Below are 19,540 nucleotides of genomic sequence, written 5' to 3'. Positions count from 1 at the left end.
CGCTCGTTCCCGCTCAGGCGCGGTGTGGTGATTCGTCATCAGGGTGCGGCCGGGCGCGGCGGTCCGGCTAGACGGCCATCCCGTAGACGATCGTGAAGAGGGTGCCGAGGGAGCCGATGATGAAGACTCCGGTGAGGCCGGCGACGATCAGGCCCTTGCCCTGTTCCGCGCTGAAGGTGTCGCGCAGGGCGGTCGCGCCGATGCGCTGCTTGGCGGCGCCCCAGATGGCGATGCCGAGGCAGAGGAGGATCGCGACGGCCATGACCACTTCGATCATGACCTTCGCTTCGTTGCCGAGACTGCCGAACGGCCCCCAGTTCGGGGCGATTCCGCCGATGATGGTGGTGATGTCGCCCTTTTCGGCTGCCAGGATCATGTAACTCACCGCCCCTGTATGGGTAGTTCCGGTAGCCCGTGCCCAACGGCAGGGGTCACGCACTATCTTCGCTGATGAAACCGGCGCCGTCGTCGACTTGGCCGCTTCCTTTACCCGTTCTCCCGGCCCGCGCTCCGTATGCGCGCCCTGACCTGGTCACTCTGTGTATCACGGGGGGTGACCCCGGGCAATGATTGTCGGCACGGCGTGCGCGGGGCCGTGTGAGGGGCGGCCGTTCGGGCTAATCGGGGGAGGCCGGGGCGGCGGGGGAGCGTACGGAGGCGTGAGGGGCGCATGGGCGCGGGGCGGGCGCCGGGGCGGGTCGCCGTGCGCGTGGGGGTTACGCGGTCCAGTGCGCGGGGCGGGCGAGGTGGGCCGGGATGCGGGTCGCGGCGTTGCCGCGGGCGGCGGCCAGCTGGGGCTGGGTCAGGAAGAGGGTCTCGCGCAGATCGGCGCCGCCGAGGTCGGTGTCGCGGAAGTCCGCGCCGATCAGGTCGGCTCCGCGCAGGTCGGCGCCGCTGAGGTCGGCGGCGATCAGGTAGGCGCCGCGGAGGTTGGCGCCGCGCAGGTCGGCCCCGGAGAGGCGGGCGCCCATCAGGTCGGCGCCGCGGTGGTTCTTCCTGCGGCCGGGGGCTTTGGCGCGGACGAGCTCGCTGGTCTTCAGGAGCAGGGCGTTGATCTCCTGGCGGAGGGGGGCGACGTCGAGGGCGGTGAGGGTCTTCGCGTCGGCGCGGGTCAGGGCCTCGGTCCGGGCGAGGGCCGTGCGCAGGGCGGGGTGGAGGGGGGCGGCCGCGGGGCGGGTGAGCGCCTCGGCGGTGTAGAAGAGCAGCTCGTGCAGCTGCCGCATGACCGGGAAGGCCTCGAACATCGCCTCGCGGGTCCCGGGGTGGGTGCGCCAGTCGCGGCCCTCGAAGGTGACCTGGGAGATCTGCTGACCGGCGCCGAAGCAGTCGAAGACGGTGCAGCCGGGGAACCCCTGGTCGCGCAGCCGGGTGTGGATGCCGCAGCGGAAGTCCTGCCGGAGGTTCTTGCAGGGGGTTCCGGCGGCCTTGTTCACGGCGAAGTCGTTCGACTTGGCGAAGGGCAGGGCGACGCAGCAGAGCGCGAAGCAGTTCGCGCAGTCGGCCTGGAGGACGGGGAGCGGGGTGGGCGTGGAGCTGGACACCACCTCATTGTGACGGGTGCGGGGAGGGCCGTCGCATCCGGAGGGCGCTGCACCGGACGCCGCCGACGAGTCGGGCGCCGGCCAGGGGCCGGGCGTCCGGGTCGGTGGTGGGGCGGAAGGGGCGCGGGGGGAGGGGTACGCCTCAAGTGTCATGCGGGCAGGGCCTCTTGATCACGGGTCGGTCGTTGGTGAGGATCTGGGCATGACAGAAGTGATCGCAGTTGCCGTCATCACCCTCCTCGCCGTGATCAGTCCGGGCGCCGACTTCGCCATGGTGGTGAGGAACAGCTGTCTGTACGGGCGGCCCACGGGGCTGTTCGCGGCCGCGGGGGTCGCTGCCGGGGTGCTGGTGCACGTCTCGTACACGATGCTCGGGGTCGGTCTGCTGATCGCCTCGTCGACCGCCCTGTTCACGGTGATCAAGCTGGCGGGCGCGGCGTACCTGGTGTGGATCGGGATCCGCACCTTCCGGGCGCGGACGGAGCTGACCGTGGACCTGGGGGCCGGGCCGGGGCTGACGCGGGCGGGGGCGCTGCGCAGCGGGTTCCTGACCAATGTGCTGAATCCGAAGACGACCCTGTTCGTGGTGTCGACGTTCACGCAGGTGGTCAGCCCGGAGACCTCGGCGTGGCAGCAGGCGGGGTACGGGCTGTTCATGGCGGGGGCGCACCTGCTGTGGTTCGGGGCGGTGGCGCTGTTCTTCTCCCACGCGCGGCTGAGGGCGCGGATGCTGAAGGCGCAGAAGGCGCTGAACCGGGCGATCGGCTCGGTGCTGGTGGGGCTGGGGGTGGGGCTGGGCTTCGCCCGCTGAGGCGGGCGGCGGGGGTGGTGTGCGGGGTTACCTGTCGGTAGCGTGCGGCGGCATGGATGCTGAAGACGGGTTCTACGAGCGGCTCGGCGAGGGCCGCTTCCTGGCGACCGAAGCGACGCGCGGGCCGTGGGACCCGGACGCCCAGCACGCCGGACCGCCGGCCGCGCTGCTGGGGCGGGCCGTCGAGGAGCGGCCGGGGGCGCGGGACGACATGCGGGTCGCCCGGATCACGTACGAGATCCTGCGTCCGGTGCCGATCGGGGAGCTGGAGGTGACCACCTCGGTGCTGCGGGCCGGGCGCGGCACGGAGCTGGTCGAGGCGGCCCTCGCCCCGGCGGGCGGGGCGGCCCCGGTGATGCTGGCGCGGGCGCTGCGGATCCGGGTGGCCGCGGAGCCGGTGCCGGCGGTGGTCCCGGGGGCGGTGGTGGCGCCGCCGGGGGAGGTGGGGGTGACGCCGTTCTTCCCCGTGCCGTGGGAGACGGGCTACCACTCCTCGGTCGAGGCCCGGTTCACGGAGGGGGCCTTCACCGAGCCGGGGCCGGGCACCTGCTGGATGCGGATGCGGGTGCCGCTCGTGGCGGGGGAGGAGATCCGTCCGCTGGACCGGGTGCTGGTGGCCGCCGACTCGGGCAACGGGATCAGCGCGGTGATGGACTTCGGCCGGTTCGTGTTCGTCAACGGCGACCTCACGGTCCACCTGCACCGCCACCCGGTGGGCGAGTGGGTCTGCGTGGAGTCCCGTACGAGCGTGGACCCCGGCGGCATCGGCCTCGCCGACGCCCGCCTGCACGACGAGAAGGGGCCGATCGGGCGCGGGGCGCAGAGCCTGTTCGTGGCCGAGCGCTGATCGGAGGCAGGACCCGATCGCCGGGGGGCGGGTCGCCGCGGAGACGCTGAGGGGGTTACCCGCAGTGGTGGCTGTTGGTGTCCACGATGGCTTTGCGGCCTGCGCACTCGATCGGTCCGGACCCAGCCGCCCGGTCAACCCGCCTGCGAGCCACGGGAGTCGGTATGGCAGGCTCGGCGGATGGAGGCGCTCAGGGACACCGATCCCGCTTACATAGGCACCCACGCGCTGCTGGCTCGGCTCGGTGCCGGAGGGATGGGGCAGGTCTACCTCGGGCGGTCGCCCGGCGGGCGGCTGGTGGCCGTCAAGGTGGTGCGCGAGGAGATCACCGGGCATCCGGAGGCTCTGGCCCGCTTCCGGCGTGAGGCCCGTACGGTGAGGGCCGTCCGCTCGGCGTATACAGCCAGCCTCATCGACGCCTCGTTGGAGACGGCACCGTTCTGGCTGGCCACCGAGTACGTAGCGGGCCCCACGCTCGGCAACGCTGTCGGTGCGCGCGGGCCATTGCCCGTGCAGACCTGCCGACGTCTGGGGGCGGCGCTGGCCGAGGGCCTGGCGAGCGTGCACGCGTACGGCGTCACGCACCGCGACCTCAAACCGCAGAACGTCATTCTCGGCGCGCAGGGCCCCCAGCTGATCGACTTCGGTATCGCGTGTGGGGTTGGCGCAACGGCCCTCACCCAGGACGGACAGGCGCCGGGCACCCCTGGCTACACCGCTCCGGAGGTGCTGCTCGGCGGCGAAACCGGAGCGGCCGCCGATGTGTTCGCGCTCGGTGCGACGCTTGCGTACGCGGCCACTGGCCGTCCGCCGTTCGGTACGGGGGTGCCGTCGACCGTCGGCTATCGGGCGGTGCACGAGCCGGTCGACGTGGCCGGCGTGGAGCCGGGACTGGCGGCACTGATCGAGGCCTGTGTGGCGAAGGATCCGGCCGCACGGCCGGATCCTTCCGAGGTCATACGGCGGTGCGGAGTGCGGGACGCTCTCGTCGATGACCCCGAGTACACGTCGCTGCTGGCCCTCGGGGAGCCGGTGCCCTTGCATGAGATGCGTACGCAGGGACCGGGGCATCCGTACGTACCAACGCAGGCTTCGGTCCCTGCGGCGACGGCACGCCGTGCGGGCCGTCCCGCGGTGTGGGCCGCGGCGGGGGCAGGGGTGCTCGTCGCGCTGCTGGCGGCCTGGAAGCTCCTGCCGCCCGATGCGGACGGGGGCGGAGGGGGGCAGGCACGGGGCGTCGACGCGGGTGCTACGGGAGCGCCTGCCCAGAGTCCGGCGGGTTCCGATGCCGGTGGGGGAGCAACCCCGTCTGCCCCGTCCAAGGGAGCGGCCAAGCCGCCGACCGAGTACATCGAGGGCAACCAGATCTCACACTACTTCTGGAAGCCCTCGGCGGATCCGGCCCTGGCCGCGCATGGCGTGGGCCAGTGCAACATTTCGGCGGACCAGAAGCCGCCAGGCGCCGACATGCAGACGTCTGCCAAGGTTTCGGGCGGCTCGGTGACCATCGAGATGCGGATCAAGTACGCGGAGATGAACCCGACCAAACATGAGCCGTACTACGTATCGGTGGCCGTCAGAGCCCCCCACGACCTGGATGTGTCAGGCAAGCCGTTCAAGACGGACAACAAGGCGGTGGGCTTCACGAGCAAGCCGATGGACATCTACGGCAAGTGGCCCTCCGGCGAGTTCCTGACCCTCAAGTATCCGGATGACTTCGCGGAGCACCTTGACGGCAAGACGTACCCCGCCGTGCCCCTGACGAACGACCCGGGGGACTGGACGCTGGTCTTCTATCACGTCGAGGATGACCCCAAGAAGTACGCGAGCATCAACTGCTCGGGCTTCCGAGTGGGGTAGTCCGGCCGCCGACACGGGCGGTTCGCACGTGAAAGCGGATGGGATGGGGGAGTGTTGACGGATGCGCAGATTCTGGATGGTCGGGGGACTCGGGATCGGGCTCTGTCTGGGCTTCCTCGTGCTCATCGTGGTGGGGACGTACTCGGCTGCGGCCGGGCTCGTGGGTGCGGGTGGCGGCAGGCCGCTCGGGCTCGCCAAGGGCGCCGTGCCGCAGCAGTATCAGGGGCTCGTGCAGAAGTGGGGCACCCTGTGTCCTGCGCTCACTCCCGCCTTGTTGGCGGCTCAGCTCTACTCCGAGAGCGGCTGGGATCCGCGAGCGGTCAGTCCGGCGGACGCGCGCGGGATCGCGCAGTTCATCCCCGGGACCTGGGCCGGCCACGGCATCGACGGTGATGGTGACGGAGACCGGGACATCTGGGATCCCAACGATGCGATCCCGTCGGCGGCCTCGTACGACTGTCAGTTGGCCAAAGACGTCGCGCGTGTGCCGGGTGACGCCACGTCGAACATGTTCGCGGCCTACAACGCGGGCGCGTATGCGGTGATCAAGTACGGCGGCGTGCCGCCGTACAAGGAGACCCAGGGTTACGTGAAGTCGATCACGAGTCTGGCGAAGAGCTTCGAACGCCCCGTGGGCAGGGTCGCGCCCTCGCAGCAGGCCGCCGGGGCGGTGTACTTCGCGCAGAAGACGCTCGGGACCCCCTATCTGTGGGGCGGGAACGGGACGGCCGACCAGGGCGGGCGCTTCGACTGTTCCGGGCTGACCAAGGCGGCCTACGAGAGCGTCGGGATCGAGCTGCCGCGCGTGGCGAACGACCAGTACAACGCCGGGTCGCACCCCGCGCGCGGGGAGCTGCTCCCCGGGGACCTGGTCTTCTTCTCCGACGATCTGACGAACTCCCGGGCGATCCGCCACGTCGGGATCTACGTGGGCGGCGGTTACATGATCAACGCCCCCTACACCGGTGCCGTGATCCGTTTTGACAAGGTCGACACCCCCGACTACTTCGGGGCCACCCGCGTGACCAAGGATGGGGCCGAAGCCCTTCCGGAGCGGGCCGGGGCAACTCCCCAGCCGTAGCCACTCTCTGTGAAGCCAAGGCCCTGAGCTGCGACGACGAGTCACTCTTCGATAACGTTGGAGTGATCATTCGGTGGAGAGTGGAACGTCCCCGGCAGAACGGGCGTTCCATGGACACGGGGGGTTGCTCGGCGGGGGGTTGAAGGGGCGCACACCGCCGTGCGTCCGCAGGGGACCTAGGCAGCAAGGGGCCGCGTCGCATGGCTGGACTCACAACCGGTGGGCCGAATGTGGATGTCAGCCTGCTGTACGGGATCAACGCCCTCTCCCGGCACGCCCCCGGCTGGTTCGACCGGGCCGTGGCCTTCGCCGGCTCGTACGGACTTCCGCTGGCCATGGTCCTGCTCGTGCTGTGGTGCTGGCGCGGGGCGCGCCGGCAGGACGAGGCGGCGGCCGTCGAGTCGTTCGCCGCGCTCGTGTGGGCCCCCCTCGCCGCCGCCGTCGCCCTCCTCGTGAACGTGCCGCTGCGGGAACTGGTGGCCCGGCCCCGGCCGTTCCTCCAGCACGACGGCATCGAGGTGCTCGGCGGCGCGGGCGCGCCGGGCGCCGGGTTCTCCTTCGTCAGCGACCATGCCACCCTCGGGATGGCCCTCGGCATCGGGGTGTTCCTCGTCAACCGCCGGCTCGGCCTCGTCGGGATCGCCCTGGCGTTCGCCGAGGGGCTGTGCCGCGTGTACCTCGGGGTGCACTACCCGACCGACGTCGTCGGAGGGTTCGCGCTCGGTACCGCCGTCGTCCTGCTGCTCGCCCCGCTCGCCATGGCGGCGCTGGCCCCGGTGGTCAGGGCGGTCGCGCGGTCGCCGCGCTTCGGACGGCTCGTACGGGCCCGGGAGCGGATGGTGGCCCGCCCCGTCGAGCTGGCGCAGCGCCCGGCCGAGAGCGACCTCGCGGCGTAGCCCCGCCGGCCGGGGTCAGCCGGCGTACGCGTTCCAGAGCGCGAGCAGGGCCGCCACCAGCAGGCACAGTCCCGCCGCGCCGAAGCACAGCCGCACCGCCGCCGGCCGCGGCCGCGGGCTCACGGGCCGCCGCTCTCGCCGCCGTCGCCGGCGCGGCCGGGCTGCTCGGTCTCCGCCCCCGTCCCGTCGCGCCGGTAGCGGGAGCGCAGCCACAGTCCGGTGGCCACGGCCGCCGCGGTGGTGACCGCGATGGCCAGCGCGACGTCGGCCGGCCCGTCCGCCGAGCCCACGGGTCGGGCCCGGGCCGCCGCGGCCGGGGCGAGCGCGATCAGCAGGGCCCATAGGAGGGCGGCGACACGGGGTGCGGTACCTGGCATGGAACCAGGGCAACCGGTCCGGGGGCGCCCGGCCAGCCGGGGCGTCCGAACGGACGAAGCGGAGTGCGGGGGCGCGGGGGCGCCGCGGCTACCCCGCGGTGTGCCGGGTGGCGTCCCTGCGGGCCAGGTCGCGGGAGCGGCGGGCGGGCCCCGTCCAGCCGCAGCTGCAGACGGCGAGGCAGAAGGAGCCGCGTTCCGCGGTGCCCGTGGAGTGGCCGACGGGTGGCTGTGCGGGCTCCGCGGGATCCCGCGGCAGGGGCACAGAGGCGAACGGGGCGACCGCGGTCGCCCTGGTGCGGGAATCCACCCCTCCACGGTACCGGGGACCGGCCCGCTCCGGTACGGCCCCCGGAACACGGCGGCCCGTTACGGGAAACCCCGGACCTCGTTAAACGGAGCGGGTGGGGGCCTCGGGCAAACAGCTGTCACGCGTTGGGGGTTGGCAGGCGATGGTGGTGCACCAGCACAGGCGACGGAGCAGGCGTGCGGGTGAGGCGGTGCTCGCGGTCTGTGCGGCGGTGGCCGTCGCCGCGCTCAGCGCGTGCGGAGCGGCCAGCGGCACGGGAACCGGCCCGGGCGGCGGCTCCCGCGGCGGCTCCGGCGACGACCGGCCCCCCGGCGACCCGGCCGCCGCGGTGCGCGGCGCCGCCGACGCGCTGACCGCGGCCGGGAGCGCGCGGACCCGTACGGCGATGGAGATGGCGACCGGCGGGACCCGGGTGACGATCCGGGGCGAGGGCGGGGTCGACTTCCGCAAGCGGATGGGCCAGCTGCTGGTGATGCTGCCCGCCGACGTGAAGGGACAGCCCGAGCACCGGCCCATCACCGAGCTGCTCGTCCCGGGCGCGCTCTACATGAAGAACCGGGGCGCCGGCGTCCCCGACGACAAGTGGGTCCGGCTCGACACGGCCGCCCTCTCCGACGGGAACCTCGTCACCGGCGGCGCCACCGATCCGGTGGCCGCGGCCGAGCTGCTGCGGGGCGCGCAGGAGGTGACGTACGTGGGCGAGACCGAGGTGGCCGGCACCAGGGTGCGGCACTACCGGGGGACGGCGGACATCGCGCGGGCCGCGAAGAGCGCCTCACCGGGCGTCAAGGGGGCCCTGGAGGCCGCGGCGAAAGGGTTCAGCAAGGACAGCGTGCCGTTCGACGCCTACCTGGACGAGGAGGGCCGGCTGCGGAAGGTCCAGCACCGGTTCACGTACGTCAAGAATGGCGTGATCGATGTCTCCTCGACCACGCTGCTGTACGGCTTCGGGACTCCGGTGACCGTCGTATTGCCCGCAAGCGGGGACATTTTCGCCGGGAAGATCGCCGAATAGCCGGCCGGGCGGGGGGAAGCGGTGCGTCCGGGCCATGGCCCCGCTATCCGGAAATGGTCCATCCGTGTCATGCGCGGCGCGCGGCGCGATCCCTACGCTGGGAAGCCGAGCGCCGACGGGCGAGGACGGCAGAGAGAGGTGACACGCGTGACTCCCGCAGGCGGCATGACGGTGCAGGACCACGTGGCGCTCGCCGAGATCGAACTGTGCGGTGAGCTGATCATCGCGGCCTCGGCCGCGGCCGAGGAGCGGCTGAGCCAGGACCGGATCGACGAGGTGCTGATGGGCATCTGCCTCTAGCCCCTGAAGCCCCCCGGCTAGCCCCTGAACCCCTGAAGCCCCCCGGCGGTCGCCCGTCGGGCCGTTGCCGGGAGCCCCGGCCCCCGGGCCCCGGCGGTCAGCTGCGCAGCAGGCGGGCGATGGCCTTCGTGGCCTCCTCCACCTTCGCGTCGATCTCGGTGCCGCCCTTGACGGCCGCGTCCGCGACGCAGTGGCGCAGGTGCTCCTCCAGCAGCTGGAGGGCGAAGGACTGGAGGGCCTTGGTGCTGGCCGAGACCTGCGTGAGTATGTCGATGCAGTACACGTCCTCGTCGACGAGCCGCTGGAGGCCGCGGATCTGGCCCTCGATCCTGCGCAGTCGCTTGAGGTGCTCGTCCTTCTGGTGGTGGTAGCCGTGGACGGCTCCGGAGCCCTCCGCCTCGATGGTCGTCATCGGTCCTCCCGTGGTCCGGAAAGAGGGGTTATACCCCTCATGGGTATAGGGTACTTCGCCCACGCCGAGGGGACAGGGGTCCGTGCCGCCCACTCTGCCTGATGGGACACTGGGGAACCGCCGGTTAGCCGTGGCCGGGGGATGCGCCTAGCATCAGCCTGACCGAATCCAATGCACCCCGAGGACCTCACGTGCGATTTCGTCTGACCCCCAGGGAGACGAGCTTCTACGACATGTTCGCCGCATCCGCGGACAACATCGTCACGGGCTCCAAGCTCCTCATGGAACTGCTCGGAGCGGACCCCTCCGCCCGGGCCGAGATCGCGGAGCGGATGCGGGCGGCGGAGCACGCGGGGGACGATGCCACCCACGCGATCTTCCACCAGCTGAACTCCTCCTTCATCACGCCGTTCGACCGGGAGGACATCTACAGCCTCGCGTCCTCGCTCGACGACATCATGGACTTCATGGAGGAGGCGGTCGATCTCGTCGTCCTCTACAACGTGGAGGAGCTGCCCAAGGGCGTCGAGCAGCAGATCGAGGTGCTGGCGCGGGCGGCCGAGCTGACCGCCGAGGCCATGCCGCACCTGCGGACGATGGACAACCTGACCGAGTACTGGATCGAGGTCAACCGCCTCGAGAACCAGGCCGACCAGATCCACCGCAAGCTGCTCGCCCAGCTCTTCAACGGCAAGTACGACGCCATCGAGGTGCTGAAGCTCAAGCAGATCGTCGATGTGCTCGAAGAGGCCGCCGACGCGTTCGAGCACGTCGCGAACACGGTGGAGACCATCGCGGTCAAGGAGTCCTGAACCTCGTGGACACCTTTGCGCTGGTCGTGACCATTGGTGTCGCGCTCGGCTTCACGTATACGAACGGCTTCCACGACTCCGCGAACGCCATCGCGACCTCCGTCTCCACGCGGGCCCTGACCCCGCGCGCGGCGCTGGCCATGGCCGCCGTGATGAACCTCGCGGGTGCCTTCCTCGGCAGCGGGGTGGCCAAGACGGTCAGCAAGGGCCTGATCGAGACCCCGCACGGCAACAAGGGCATGTGGATCCTGTTCGCCGCCCTGATCGGCGCGATCGTCTGGAACCTGATCACCTGGTACTTCGGGCTGCCCTCGTCCTCCTCGCACGCCCTCTTCGGCGGCATGGTGGGCGCGGCGCTGGCCGGCGGGACCGAGGTCATCTGGTCCGGGGTCGTCGAGAAGGTCGTCATCCCGATGTTCGTCTCACCGGTCGTGGGCCTCGTCGTCGGTTATCTGGTCATGGTCGCCATCCTGTGGATGTTCCGCCGGGCCAACCCGCACAAGGCCAAGCGCGGCTTCCGGATCGCGCAGACGGTGTCGGCGGCCGGCATGGCGCTGGGCCACGGCCTTCAGGACGCGCAGAAGACGATGGGCATCGTGGTGATGGCCCTGGTCATCGCCGACGTGCAGGGCCCGGGCGACGCCATCCCGATCTGGGTCAAGATCGTCTGTGCCGTGATGCTGTCGCTGGGCACGTACGCGGGCGGCTGGCGCATCATGCGCACCCTCGGCCGCAAGATCATCGAGCTGGACCCGCCGCAGGGCTTCGCCGCCGAGACCACCGGTGCGTCGATCATGTTCGGCTCGGCGTTCCTCTTCCACGCGCCGATCTCCACCACCCACGTGATCACCTCGGCGATCATGGGTGTGGGCGCGACGAAGCGGGTCAACGCGGTCCGCTGGGGCGTCGCCAAGAACATCATCCTGGGCTGGTTCATCACCATGCCGGCGGCGGCCCTGGTGGCCGCGGTCAGCTTCTGGATCGTGAACCTGGCGTTCGTCTGAGCAGCGGTACGAAAGCGGGCCGGCTCCCCCCCACCCAGGGGGAGCCGGCCCTTTTCCTTCGCCCTGCGGCGGCACCGCCATGCAGCACCGCAGGACGTCCAGACGGGTTCCGGCGTCTAGCCGAAGCGGCCCGAGATGTAGTCCTCGGTCGCCTGGACGGACGGGTTGGAGAAGATCCGGTCCGTGTCGTCGATCTCGACCAGCTTGCCCGGCTGGCCGACGGCGGCGAGGTTGAAGAAGGCGGTGCGGTCGGAGACGCGGGCCGCCTGCTGCATGTTGTGCGTCACGATGACGATCGTGAAGCGCTCCTTCAGCTCCCCGATCAGGTCCTCGATGGCGAGGGTGGAGATCGGGTCGAGGGCGGAGCACGGCTCGTCCATCAGCAGGACCTGCGGCTCGACGGCGATGGCGCGGGCGATGCACAGGCGCTGCTGCTGGCCGCCGGAGAGGCCGGAGCCGGGCTTGCCCAGGCGGTCCTTGACCTCGTTCCAGAGGTTGGCGCCCTTGAGGGACCGCTCGACCGTGTCGGCCAGCTCGGACTTCTTGTAGCTGCCGTTCAGGCGCAGGCCCGCCGCCACGTTGTCGAAGATCGACATGGTGGGGAAGGGGTTGGGGCGCTGGAAGACCATGCCGACCGTGCGGCGGACCGCGACCGGGTCCACGCCGGGCCCGTACAGGTTCTCGTCGTCCAGCAGCACCTTGCCCTCGACCCGGCCGCCGGGGGTGACCTCGTGCATGCGGTTCAGGGTGCGCAGGAAGGTGGACTTGCCGCAGCCGGACGGGCCGATGAAGGCCGTCACGGAGCGCGGTTCCACGGTCATCGAGATGTCGTCGATGGCCTTGTGGCTGCCGTAGAAGGCGGACAGTCCGCTGACGTCGATTCGCTTCGCCATGAGGGTCACTTCTCTTTCATACAAGTCTCACGCGGCGGAGCCGCAAGTCGATGCTCTAGCGACCGGTCTTTGGGGCCTTCCAGCGGGCGATGCCGCGGGCCACCAGATTGAGGATCATGACGAAGGCGATCAGGACGAGCGCCGCGGCCCATGCCCGGTCGTAGGAGGCTTCACTGCCGACCTTGTACTGCTCCCAGATGTAGAGGGGGAGCGAGGACTGGGCGCCTTCGAAGGGGTTGCCGTTGATGAGCTGGGAGCCGAAGACCAGCAGCATGATCGGGGCGGTCTCACCGGCGATGCGTGCCACTGCCAGCATGACACCGGTGGAGATGCCGCCGATGGCGGTGGGGAGCACGACCTTGAGGATCACGCGCCACTTCGGCACGCCGAGGGCCAGGGCGGCCTCGCGCAGCTCGTTCGGTACGAGCTTCAGCATCTCCTCGGTGGAGCGGACCACGACCGGCATCATCAGGATCGACAGGGCCATGGCGCCGGCGAAGCCGGAGGGGCCGAAGCCGAGCATCAGGTTCCAGGTCGTCAGGATGAACAGGCCCGCGACGATGGAGGGGATGCCGGTCATGACGTCGACGAAGAAGGTGACGGCCCGGGCGAGCCGGCCCTTGCCGTACTCGACCAGGTAGACGGCGGTCAGCAGGCCGACGGGCGCGGCGATCAGGGTGGCGAGGCCGACCTGCTCCAGGGTGCCGAGGAGGGCGTGGTAGACGCCGCCGCCCTGCTCGAAGCTGGTCACTCCGTTCATGGAGTGGCCCAGGAAGTCGCCGTCGAGGACCGTCATGCCCCGGCTGACGGTGGTCCACATCAGCGAGAGCAGCGGGACGACCGCGAGGACGAAGCAGACCCAGACGACGGAGGTCGCGACGCGGTCCTTGGCCTGGCGGCGGTTCTCGACGACCGCGCTGGAGGCGTAGGTGATCACGACGAACAGCAGGGCGGCGATCAGGCCCCACTGGACCTTGCTGTGCAGGTCGAAGACGAGTCCGGTGACGCTGCCGAGCACGGCGGAGACGACCGCGGTGCCGGCGGGGGCCCAGCGGGGCAGGCCGCCGCGGGTCAGTCCGGCGGGGGCGGAGGACGTGCGGGCCCGGGTGGGGCGCTGGTCCTGGAGTGCGTGGCTCATCAGGCGTTCGCCCCCGAGAAGTCCTTGCGACGGGCGATGATCAGGCGCGCGGCGCCGTTGACCAGCAGGGTGAGGAGGAAGAGGACCAGGCCGGAGGCGATCAGCGCGTCACGGCCGAACTCGTTGGCCTCGTCGAACTTCGCGGCGATGTTCTGCGCGAAGGTGCCGCCGCCCGGGTTCAGGACGTGCAGCGAGATCAGGAAGCTGGGGGAGAGGACGGTGGCCACGGCCATGGTCTCGCCGAGCGCGCGGCCGAGGCCGAGCATCGAGGCGGAGATGACGCCGGAGCGGCCGAAGGGCAGCACCGACATCCGGATGACTTCCCAGCGGGTCGCGCCGAGGGCCAGGGCGGCCTCCTCGTTCATGCGCGGGACCTGGAGGAAGACCTCGCGGCTGACGCTGGTCACGATCGGCAGGATCATGATCGCGAGCAGGATGCCGACGGTGAAGAGCGAGCGGGCGACGCCGACCTGGGTCTTGTCGAAGACGTAGGTCCAGCCGAGGTACTCGTCGAGCCAGAGGTTCAGCCCGTTCAGCTGCGGCACCAGGAAGAGGGCGCCCCAGATGCCGTAGACGATCGACGGCACGGCGGCCAGCAGGTCGACCACGTAGGCGAGGGGCGCGGCCAGCCTGCGCGGCGCGTAGTGCGAGATGAACAGGGCGATGCCGACGGCGACCGGGACCGCGATGGCCATCGCGATGACCGAGCTGACGACGGTGCCGAAGAGGAGGACGGCGATGCCGAAGACGGGCGGGTTGGCCGAGGCGTTCCAGTCGAAGGTGGTGAGGAAGTTGCCCTCGTTCTTCGACAGGGCGATGCCGGCCCGGTAGGTGAGGAAGGCGGCGATCGACGCCATGATCACCAGGAGCAGGATGCCGGAGCCCTTGGAGAGCGCGGCGAAGATCCTGTCACCGGCGCGGCCGGTGGACGCGCCGCCCGGGGAGACGGGCGGAGCCGTGTCTGTGTGGCTGGGTGTGGTGGAAGCCATGGTCTTTCCGGTCTGTGTGGGGGGCGGGCCCCCTGGCGGCGGTGCACCGGATTCCCCCTGGTGGGGGGAGGGTCCCGGGCGCCGGGCCGATCGGCGGAGGATCGGCCCGGGCCGGGAGGGCGGGACTAGGCGAGCGACTTGATGGCGTCGCGGACCTTGGTGTTGATCTCGGCCGGGATCGGCGCGTAGCCGTTCTCGGTGAGGACCTTCTGGCCCGCGTCCGAGGCGGTGTACTCGAGGAAGGACTTCACGGTGCCGAGGGTCTCGGCCTTGTTGCCCTTGTCGCAGACGACCTCGTACGTGACGAGGACGATCGGGTACGCGCCCTCGGCCTTGGTGGTGTAGTCGAGCTTCAGGGCCAGGTCGGAGCCGGTGCCGGCGACCTTCGCGGCGGCGATGGCCTTGGAGGCGTTCTCCGGGGTGGCCTTGACCGGGGTGCCGGCGCCGGTGTTGACGTCGACGGTCTTGATGCTCTGCGAGGCGGCGTACGACAGCTCGAAGTAGCCGATCGCGCCGTCGACGGCCTTGACCTGGGAGGCGACGCCGGCGGAGCCGGAAGCGGCCTGGCCGCCGGGGGCCGGCCACTTCTTCGAGGCCTCGAAGGACCAGGCGTCGGGGGCGGCGGCCTTGAGGTACTTGCCCAGGTTCTCGGTGGTGCCCGAGTCCTCGGAGCGGTGGAAGGCCTGGATGGCGGTGGAGGGGAGCGTGACGCCGGGGTTCAGCTTCTTGATCGCCTCGTCGTCCCACTTCTTGATCTTGTCGTTGAAGATGTTGGCGATCGTGGCGGCGTCGAGGTTCAGCTTGTCCACGCCGGAGACGTTGAAGCCGAGGGCGATCGGGCCGCCCACCATCGGCAGGTTGATGCCCTGGCCGCCGGTGCAGACCTTCTTCGACTCCTCGACCTGCTCGGGCTTCAGCGCGGAGTCCGAGCCGGCGAAGCCGACGGTGCCCTGGTTGAAGGCGACGATGCCCTCACCGGAGGAGGACGACTTGTAGTTCACCTCGACGCCGGAGCAGGCGGCCATGTAGTTCTTCACCCACAGGTCGACGGCGTTCTTCTGCGCGGAGGAGCCGGAGGCGAGGAGCTTGCCCTTGGCCCCGTCGCACTTGACGTCGCCCGGGGCGGCGGCCGAGGCCTTCGGGGTGCCGTCGGCACCGGTCTTCGTGTTGTCGTCCGAGCCGCACGCCGTGAGGACCAGGGCGCCGGACACGACGAGAGCCCCGAGGGCGGAGGCACGAAGCCGGTTCTTGCGCTGAAGCTTCACTTTCGGGTGTTCCTTCCGAGGGGCCGCCGGCCGCTTTCTTTATCGGGGCGGCGTGCGAAGAGGACTACGGGGCTTGTGTGGTGCGGCGCCGTGATTTCCCGATCGGCTCGCACCGTGCAGTACCGAAATTAGGCAGAACAGGTGAAGCGGTCGACCGCGCGTGGTGAACGGAGGGTGAACCGTGGCGGACGGCCCGGTGTGGACGCGGCGGTTCGTACCCGGGCGCAATCGGGCGTTATCCGCCCGTTATGCCGCCGTTACCGTTGCGGGGCCGGTGCCCTGGCCGGTCGGGTGGCACCAGGCGGGTGGCCGGATTTCGGCGGTGCCCCGCCGGACCCCTGCTCTGGCCCCTTCCCCCGGGGCGGCGCCCGTATCCCCCGCTGGGGGCTCCGCCCCCCCGGCCCCTCGCGCCTCCCACGCCGCCGGGGCCGGAATCCGCCGCGCGGATCCGGCCCGCGCAGCGGCGGGCCCGCCCCTACGGGCGCCGGGCGGCCTCGGCCGTGACGCGGACCGGGCCGCCCAGGGCCGGAGGAAGCGGCGCGGCCGCCGCGGTGGCGGCCGGCTGCCAGAGGTGGTGGAACGAGACGCGGGCCGCCTCCACCGCGTGGCGCTGGTCGGCGTGCAGGACGCCGAGCGCGTACGCCGTCGCCGGGGCGATGCGCGGGGTGCGGGCGGCCGTCGCCGAGGCCGCGGCGGCCTCGGAGGCGTCCCGGTGGCGGTCCAGGGCCTCGCCCGCCGCCGCGAGCCGGGCCACGTCCCCGCCCAGGGCCTCCCGGGCGTAGCGGTGCACCCGCAGCAGGCGGCGCACCTCGTGCCAGGCACCGTCCTCGTGGGCGGCGTACGGGGTGCCCTGCGCGGCGGGAAGGGCCGAGACGGCCCCCGAGAGGCGGGCCCCGGTGAGCTCCGCCAGCGGCTCCAGCACCTCCGCGGCCGGGCCCCGGGCGGCCACCGGGTCCAGCGGAACCTCCGAGGCCAGCACCGCGACCGCGTCGGCCACCGCGTGGAAACGGGCCGAGCCGAGCGCCTGGAGGGTGGCGGAGTGCGCCCGGGTGCGCGCCAGCGTGAGCTGCCGCTCCAGCAGGGCCCCCGCCCGCGCCGAGCCCACCGTGAGGGCGCCGGAGCCCGGACCGCTCCGCGGCGAGGGGACCTCGGGGGAGGCGGACAGCCGCTGGAGGGCGTCCATCAGCCGGGACAGCCGGGCGGCGTAGGCGTGCTCGTCGGCCAGGGTGGAGGACAGCCAGACCAGCTCCGTGCGCAGCGGGTCCGCCCAGCCCGGCTCGGTGACCGCCCGGAACGTGCTCAGCGAGCCGGCGATCCGGCGGGCCGCGCCCCGCAGCCCGTACGCCGCCTCGCCGGCGTCCGCGGGGTCGGCGCCGCCCGCTGTGCCCGCGTCGTGCAGGCGCAGCGCGCGCAGGAAAGCGGTGGCCTGGGAGCGCAGGTACGCGCCGAGCACGTCACCCGCGGTCAGGTCGTCATGGTTTGGCAGGGCCACGCCGGCGCCTCCGGGCGTCTATGAGCATCTCCTGTACGTGCCGTAGCGGCTGGCCCTCGGCGTCGGTGCTGTGCCGGGTCCATTCGCCGTCCGGGCCCAGGTGCCAGGAGGAGGTGGCGTCGGACATGCCGGTCTCCAGCATCCGGTCCAGTGCCGCGCGGTGGGCCGGGTCGGTGACCCTGACCAGTGCCTCGATGCGGCGGTCGAGGTTGCGGTGCATCATGTCGGCGCTGCCGATCCACACCTCGGGTTCGCCGCCGTTGCCGAAGGCGAAGACCCGGGAGTGCTCCAGGAAGCGGCCGAGGACGGAGCGGACCCGGATGTTGTCCGACAGTCCGGGGACGCCGGGGCGTACGGCGCAGATGCCGCGGACCCAGATGTCGATGGGGACGCCCGCCTGGGAGGCCCGGTAGAGGGAGTCGATGAGGACCTCGTCGACGATCGAGTTCATCTTCAGCCGGACGGACGCCGGGCGGCCGGCCCGGTGGTGGTCGGCCTCCTTGTCGATGCGCGAGATCAGCCCGTCGCGCAGGGACTTCGGGGCGGTCAGCAGCCGGCGGTAGGTCTCGCGCCGGGAGTAGCCGGACAGCCGGTTGAAGAGGTCGGAGAGGTCCGCGCCGACCTGCGGGTCGGCGGTGAGCAGGCCGAGGTCCTCGTACAGGCGGGCCGTCTTGGGGTGGTAGTTGCCGGTGCCGACGTGGCTGTAGCGGCGCAGGGTGTCGCCCTCCTGGCGGACGACGAGGGAGAGCTTGCAGTGGGTCTTGAGGCCCACCAGGCCGTAGACGACGTGGCAGCCGGACTCCTCCAGCTTCCGCGCCCACTTGATGTTGGCCTGCTCGTCGAAGCGGGCCTTGATCTCGACGAGTACGAGGACCTGCTTGCCGGACTCGGCGGCGTCGATCAGGGCGTCGACTATGGGGGAGTCGCCGGAGGTGCGGTACAGGGTCTGCTTGATCGCGAGGACGTCCGGGTCGGCGGCGGCCTGCTCCAGGAAGGCCTGCACGGAGGTGGAGAAGGAGTCGTACGGGTGGTGCAGGAGCACGTCGCGCTCGCGCAGCGCGGCGAAGATGTCGGGTGCGGACGCGGACTCCACCTCGGCGAGGTCGCGGTGGGTCCCGGCGACGAACTTCGGGTACTTCAGCTCCGGCCGGTCCAGGGAGGAGATCCCGAAGAGGGCGGTCAGGTCGAGGGGGCCGGGCAGCGGGTACACCTCGGCGGCGGTGACGTTCAGCTCCTGGACGAGCAGGTCCAGGACGCCGGGGTCGATGGACTCCTCGACCTCCAGGCGCACGGGCGGGCCGAAGCGGCGTCGCATGAGCTCCTTCTCCAGGGCCTGGAGGAGGTTCTCGGCGTCGTCCTCCTCGACCTCGAGGTCCTCGTTGCGGGTCACGCGGAACATGTGGTGCGCGAGCACCTCCATGCCGGGGAACAGCTCCTCCAGGTGCGCGGCGATCACGTCCTCCAGCGGGACGTAGCGCTGCGGGGAGGCCTCCAGGAAGCGCGAGAGCAGGGGCGGGACCTTGACCCGGGCGAAGTGGCGGTGGCCGCTGACGGGGTTGCGCACGACGACGGCCAGGTTGAGGGAGAGGCCGGAGATGTACGGGAACGGGTGCGCGGGGTCCACGGCCAGCGGGGTGAGCACCGGGAAGATCTGGTTGCGGAACAGGGTGAAGAGGCGGGCCTGCTCCTTCTCGGTGAGGTCGGGCCACCGGATGAGGTGGATGCCCTCCTCGGCGAGCTGCGGGGCGATGTCCTGCTGGTAGCAGGCGGCGTGCCGGGCCATGAGCTCGCGCGAGCGGGTCCAGATCAGGTCCAGCACCTCACGGGGCTGGAGGCCCGAGGCCGAACGGGTGGCGACGCCGGTGGCGATGCGGCGCTTGAGGCCGGCGACGCGGACCATGAAGAACTCGTCCAGGTTGCTCGCGAAGATCGCCAGGAAGTTCGCGCGCTCCAGGAGCGGGGTGGCGGGGTCCTCGGCGAGTTCGAGCACCCGCTCGTTGAAGGCCAGCCAGCTGCGCTCCCGGTCGAGGAAGCGGTTCGCGGGCAGCTCTCCGCTCTCGTCCTTGTCCTCGTAGGCGTCCAGGTCCGCGTCGAGGTCGGGATCGAGGTCGACGTGACCGACCACGCGGGCGGCGTGGGGGCGGTGTGCGGCTATGGAGCCGAGGCGGGGCTTCGCGGGGCCGCTTTGGCTCTCGGCGGCGGGAGCGGGGGCGTGAGACGGGTGCTGGGCGGGGACCTCGGCGGGGCCTGCGCTGGGCTGGTGGCTCATGACTCCATTCTTCCGCGCACGCGGCAGGACAGGCGCGTCGGAAGTGTCTGCCGTCAGACGGAGTCGGGGCTGCATGCCGGGAGACTCGCAAGCGTGTCTGAATGCCCGGTTAATGGCGTATGGCTTCCTAGGGGGCGTCCGCAAAGTCCCGCCTGCCCTGCGACGCCTGGCACCGCACCTCGCCGCGTTGTCGGGCCCGCCCGAGTACGTCCAGTACGCGGGCGGCCCTCC

General features: G+C 71.5%; 20 protein-coding genes. 9 read left to right on the top strand and 11 right to left on the bottom strand.

Annotated features, from left to right (window positions below; all coding sequences use genetic code 11):
* Positions 1 to 67: 67 nt before the first annotated feature.
* Together AB0D45_RS30470 and AB0D45_RS30465 are read right to left on the bottom strand one after the other, a co-directional pair.
* Complete coding sequence (locus tag AB0D45_RS30470; RefSeq protein ID WP_008742356.1) at positions 68 to 376, bottom strand: hypothetical protein; 309 nt, start codon at positions 374 to 376, stop codon at positions 68 to 70.
* Between the two features lie 340 nt (positions 377 to 716).
* Positions 717 to 1,541: a pentapeptide repeat-containing protein gene (locus AB0D45_RS30465; RefSeq protein ID WP_362465001.1), complete on the bottom strand. Its 825-nt coding sequence runs from the start codon at positions 1,539 to 1,541 to the stop codon at positions 717 to 719.
* 202 nt (positions 1,542 to 1,743) lie between these two features.
* Between AB0D45_RS30465 and AB0D45_RS30460 the strand changes: the two genes are divergently transcribed.
* The 5 genes from AB0D45_RS30460 to AB0D45_RS30440 all read left to right on the top strand — a co-directional run bounded on the left by AB0D45_RS30460 (position 1,744) and on the right by AB0D45_RS30440 (position 7,036).
* A complete protein-coding gene (locus AB0D45_RS30460) occupies positions 1,744 to 2,352 on the top strand; it encodes a LysE family transporter (RefSeq protein ID WP_362464999.1) in 609 nt (202 codons plus the stop codon).
* 52 nt (positions 2,353 to 2,404) lie between these two features.
* Complete coding sequence (locus AB0D45_RS30455) at positions 2,405 to 3,199, top strand: thioesterase family protein (protein ID WP_362464996.1); 795 nt, start codon at positions 2,405 to 2,407, stop codon at positions 3,197 to 3,199.
* A gap of 180 nt (positions 3,200 to 3,379) precedes the next feature.
* The gene (locus AB0D45_RS30450) at positions 3,380 to 5,059 is read left to right on the top strand and encodes a serine/threonine-protein kinase (protein WP_362464994.1); all 1,680 of its coding nucleotides are present in this window, start codon (positions 3,380 to 3,382) and stop codon (positions 5,057 to 5,059) included.
* A gap of 61 nt (positions 5,060 to 5,120) precedes the next feature.
* The gene (locus AB0D45_RS30445; RefSeq protein ID WP_362464991.1) at positions 5,121 to 6,140 is read left to right on the top strand and encodes a bifunctional lytic transglycosylase/C40 family peptidase; all 1,020 of its coding nucleotides are present in this window, start codon (positions 5,121 to 5,123) and stop codon (positions 6,138 to 6,140) included.
* Positions 6,141 to 6,340: 200 nt separating this feature from the next.
* Positions 6,341 to 7,036, top strand: a complete 696-nt coding sequence (locus AB0D45_RS30440) for a phosphatase PAP2 family protein (protein ID WP_362464988.1) — start codon at positions 6,341 to 6,343, stop codon at positions 7,034 to 7,036.
* A gap of 119 nt (positions 7,037 to 7,155) precedes the next feature.
* On the opposite strand, the gene AB0D45_RS30435 is transcribed toward AB0D45_RS30440, so the two are convergent.
* Both AB0D45_RS30435 and AB0D45_RS30430 read right to left on the bottom strand, forming a co-directional pair.
* Complete coding sequence (locus AB0D45_RS30435) at positions 7,156 to 7,326, bottom strand: hypothetical protein (RefSeq protein WP_362464986.1); 171 nt, start codon at positions 7,324 to 7,326, stop codon at positions 7,156 to 7,158.
* A 175-nt stretch (positions 7,327 to 7,501) separates the two neighbouring features.
* Positions 7,502 to 7,720, bottom strand: coding sequence for a hypothetical protein (locus AB0D45_RS30430; RefSeq protein ID WP_361609364.1), 219 nt, complete (start codon positions 7,718 to 7,720; stop codon positions 7,502 to 7,504).
* A 190-nt stretch (positions 7,721 to 7,910) separates the two neighbouring features.
* Here AB0D45_RS30430 and AB0D45_RS30425 point away from each other — a divergent pair, with 190 nt between their 5' ends.
* Entirely contained in the window at positions 7,911 to 8,735 is an 825-nt protein-coding gene (locus AB0D45_RS30425) for a hypothetical protein (protein ID WP_362464983.1), read from the top strand.
* Positions 8,736 to 8,882: 147 nt separating this feature from the next.
* Positions 8,883 to 9,035 (top strand): hypothetical protein, encoded by a 153-nt coding sequence (locus AB0D45_RS30420; protein WP_361609362.1) that lies wholly within the window; start codon positions 8,883 to 8,885, stop codon positions 9,033 to 9,035.
* Between the two features lie 97 nt (positions 9,036 to 9,132).
* Here AB0D45_RS30420 and AB0D45_RS30415 read toward each other — a convergent pair whose 3' ends face one another.
* A complete protein-coding gene (locus tag AB0D45_RS30415; protein WP_042801353.1) occupies positions 9,133 to 9,447 on the bottom strand; it encodes a metal-sensitive transcriptional regulator in 315 nt (104 codons plus the stop codon).
* A gap of 191 nt (positions 9,448 to 9,638) precedes the next feature.
* On the opposite strand from AB0D45_RS30415, the gene AB0D45_RS30410 reads away from it, so the two are divergent.
* Entirely contained in the window at positions 9,639 to 10,259 is a 621-nt protein-coding gene (locus AB0D45_RS30410) for a DUF47 family protein (RefSeq protein ID WP_042818429.1), read from the top strand.
* Positions 10,260 to 10,264: 5 nt separating this feature from the next.
* Positions 10,265 to 11,263 (top strand): inorganic phosphate transporter, encoded by a 999-nt coding sequence (locus AB0D45_RS30405; RefSeq protein WP_362464979.1) that lies wholly within the window; start codon positions 10,265 to 10,267, stop codon positions 11,261 to 11,263.
* A gap of 116 nt (positions 11,264 to 11,379) precedes the next feature.
* Here AB0D45_RS30405 and pstB read toward each other — a convergent pair whose 3' ends face one another.
* The 6 genes from pstB to AB0D45_RS30375 all read right to left on the bottom strand — a co-directional run bounded on the left by pstB (position 11,380) and on the right by AB0D45_RS30375 (position 19,309).
* Positions 11,380 to 12,156: a phosphate ABC transporter ATP-binding protein PstB gene (gene pstB, locus AB0D45_RS30400; RefSeq protein WP_361609343.1), complete on the bottom strand. Its 777-nt coding sequence runs from the start codon at positions 12,154 to 12,156 to the stop codon at positions 11,380 to 11,382.
* Between the two features lie 55 nt (positions 12,157 to 12,211).
* Positions 12,212 to 13,294, bottom strand: coding sequence for a phosphate ABC transporter permease PstA (pstA, locus tag AB0D45_RS30395; RefSeq protein ID WP_362464976.1), 1,083 nt, complete (start codon positions 13,292 to 13,294; stop codon positions 12,212 to 12,214).
* Positions 13,294 to 14,283 carry a phosphate ABC transporter permease subunit PstC gene (pstC, locus tag AB0D45_RS30390; protein ID WP_362464973.1) on the bottom strand — a complete coding sequence of 330 codons (990 nt, stop codon included), beginning with the start codon at positions 14,281 to 14,283 and terminating at the stop codon, positions 13,294 to 13,296. The genes pstA and pstC overlap by 1 nt, the downstream gene beginning before the upstream one ends.
* Before the next feature lie 125 nt (positions 14,284 to 14,408).
* Positions 14,409 to 15,548, bottom strand: coding sequence for a phosphate ABC transporter substrate-binding protein PstS (gene pstS, locus AB0D45_RS30385; RefSeq protein WP_362464971.1), 1,140 nt, complete (start codon positions 15,546 to 15,548; stop codon positions 14,409 to 14,411).
* A gap of 475 nt (positions 15,549 to 16,023) precedes the next feature.
* A complete protein-coding gene (locus AB0D45_RS30380) occupies positions 16,024 to 17,040 on the bottom strand; it encodes a CHAD domain-containing protein (RefSeq protein ID WP_362464969.1) in 1,017 nt (338 codons plus the stop codon).
* Positions 17,021 to 19,309 (bottom strand): RNA degradosome polyphosphate kinase, encoded by a 2,289-nt coding sequence (locus AB0D45_RS30375; RefSeq protein ID WP_361610150.1) that lies wholly within the window; start codon positions 19,307 to 19,309, stop codon positions 17,021 to 17,023. The genes AB0D45_RS30380 and AB0D45_RS30375 overlap by 20 nt, the downstream gene beginning before the upstream one ends.
* Between the last annotated feature and the right edge of the window lie 231 nt (positions 19,310 to 19,540).

Origin of the sequence: Streptomyces sp. NPDC048352 (assembly GCF_040651895.1) — a bacterium.
Taxonomy (GTDB): domain Bacteria; phylum Actinomycetota; class Actinomycetes; order Streptomycetales; family Streptomycetaceae; genus Streptomyces.
This window is presented reverse-complemented; position numbering and strand designations above follow the sequence as displayed.

Excerpts from the sequence above, each read along its gene's own strand:
- AB0D45_RS30450 (WP_362464994.1), top strand. The coding sequence starts at position 3,380 with ATGGAGGCGCTCAGGGACACCGATCCCGCTTACATAGGCACCCACGCG.
- AB0D45_RS30470 (WP_008742356.1), bottom strand. The coding sequence starts at position 376 with ATGATCCTGGCAGCCGAAAAGGGCGACATCACCACCATCATCGGCGGA.
- AB0D45_RS30440 (WP_362464988.1), top strand. The coding sequence starts at position 6,341 with ATGGCTGGACTCACAACCGGTGGGCCGAATGTGGATGTCAGCCTGCTG.
- AB0D45_RS30415 (WP_042801353.1), bottom strand. The coding sequence starts at position 9,447 with ATGACGACCATCGAGGCGGAGGGCTCCGGAGCCGTCCACGGCTACCAC.
- AB0D45_RS30445 (WP_362464991.1), top strand. The coding sequence starts at position 5,121 with ATGCGCAGATTCTGGATGGTCGGGGGACTCGGGATCGGGCTCTGTCTG.
- pstA (WP_362464976.1), bottom strand. The coding sequence starts at position 13,294 with ATGAGCCACGCACTCCAGGACCAGCGCCCCACCCGGGCCCGCACGTCC.
- pstB (WP_361609343.1), bottom strand. The coding sequence starts at position 12,156 with ATGGCGAAGCGAATCGACGTCAGCGGACTGTCCGCCTTCTACGGCAGC.
- pstC (WP_362464973.1), bottom strand. The coding sequence starts at position 14,283 with ATGGCTTCCACCACACCCAGCCACACAGACACGGCTCCGCCCGTCTCC.
- AB0D45_RS30375 (WP_361610150.1), bottom strand. The coding sequence starts at position 19,309 with ATGAGCCACCAGCCCAGCGCAGGCCCCGCCGAGGTCCCCGCCCAGCAC.
- AB0D45_RS30455 (WP_362464996.1), top strand. The coding sequence starts at position 2,405 with ATGGATGCTGAAGACGGGTTCTACGAGCGGCTCGGCGAGGGCCGCTTC.
- AB0D45_RS30460 (WP_362464999.1), top strand. The coding sequence starts at position 1,744 with ATGACAGAAGTGATCGCAGTTGCCGTCATCACCCTCCTCGCCGTGATC.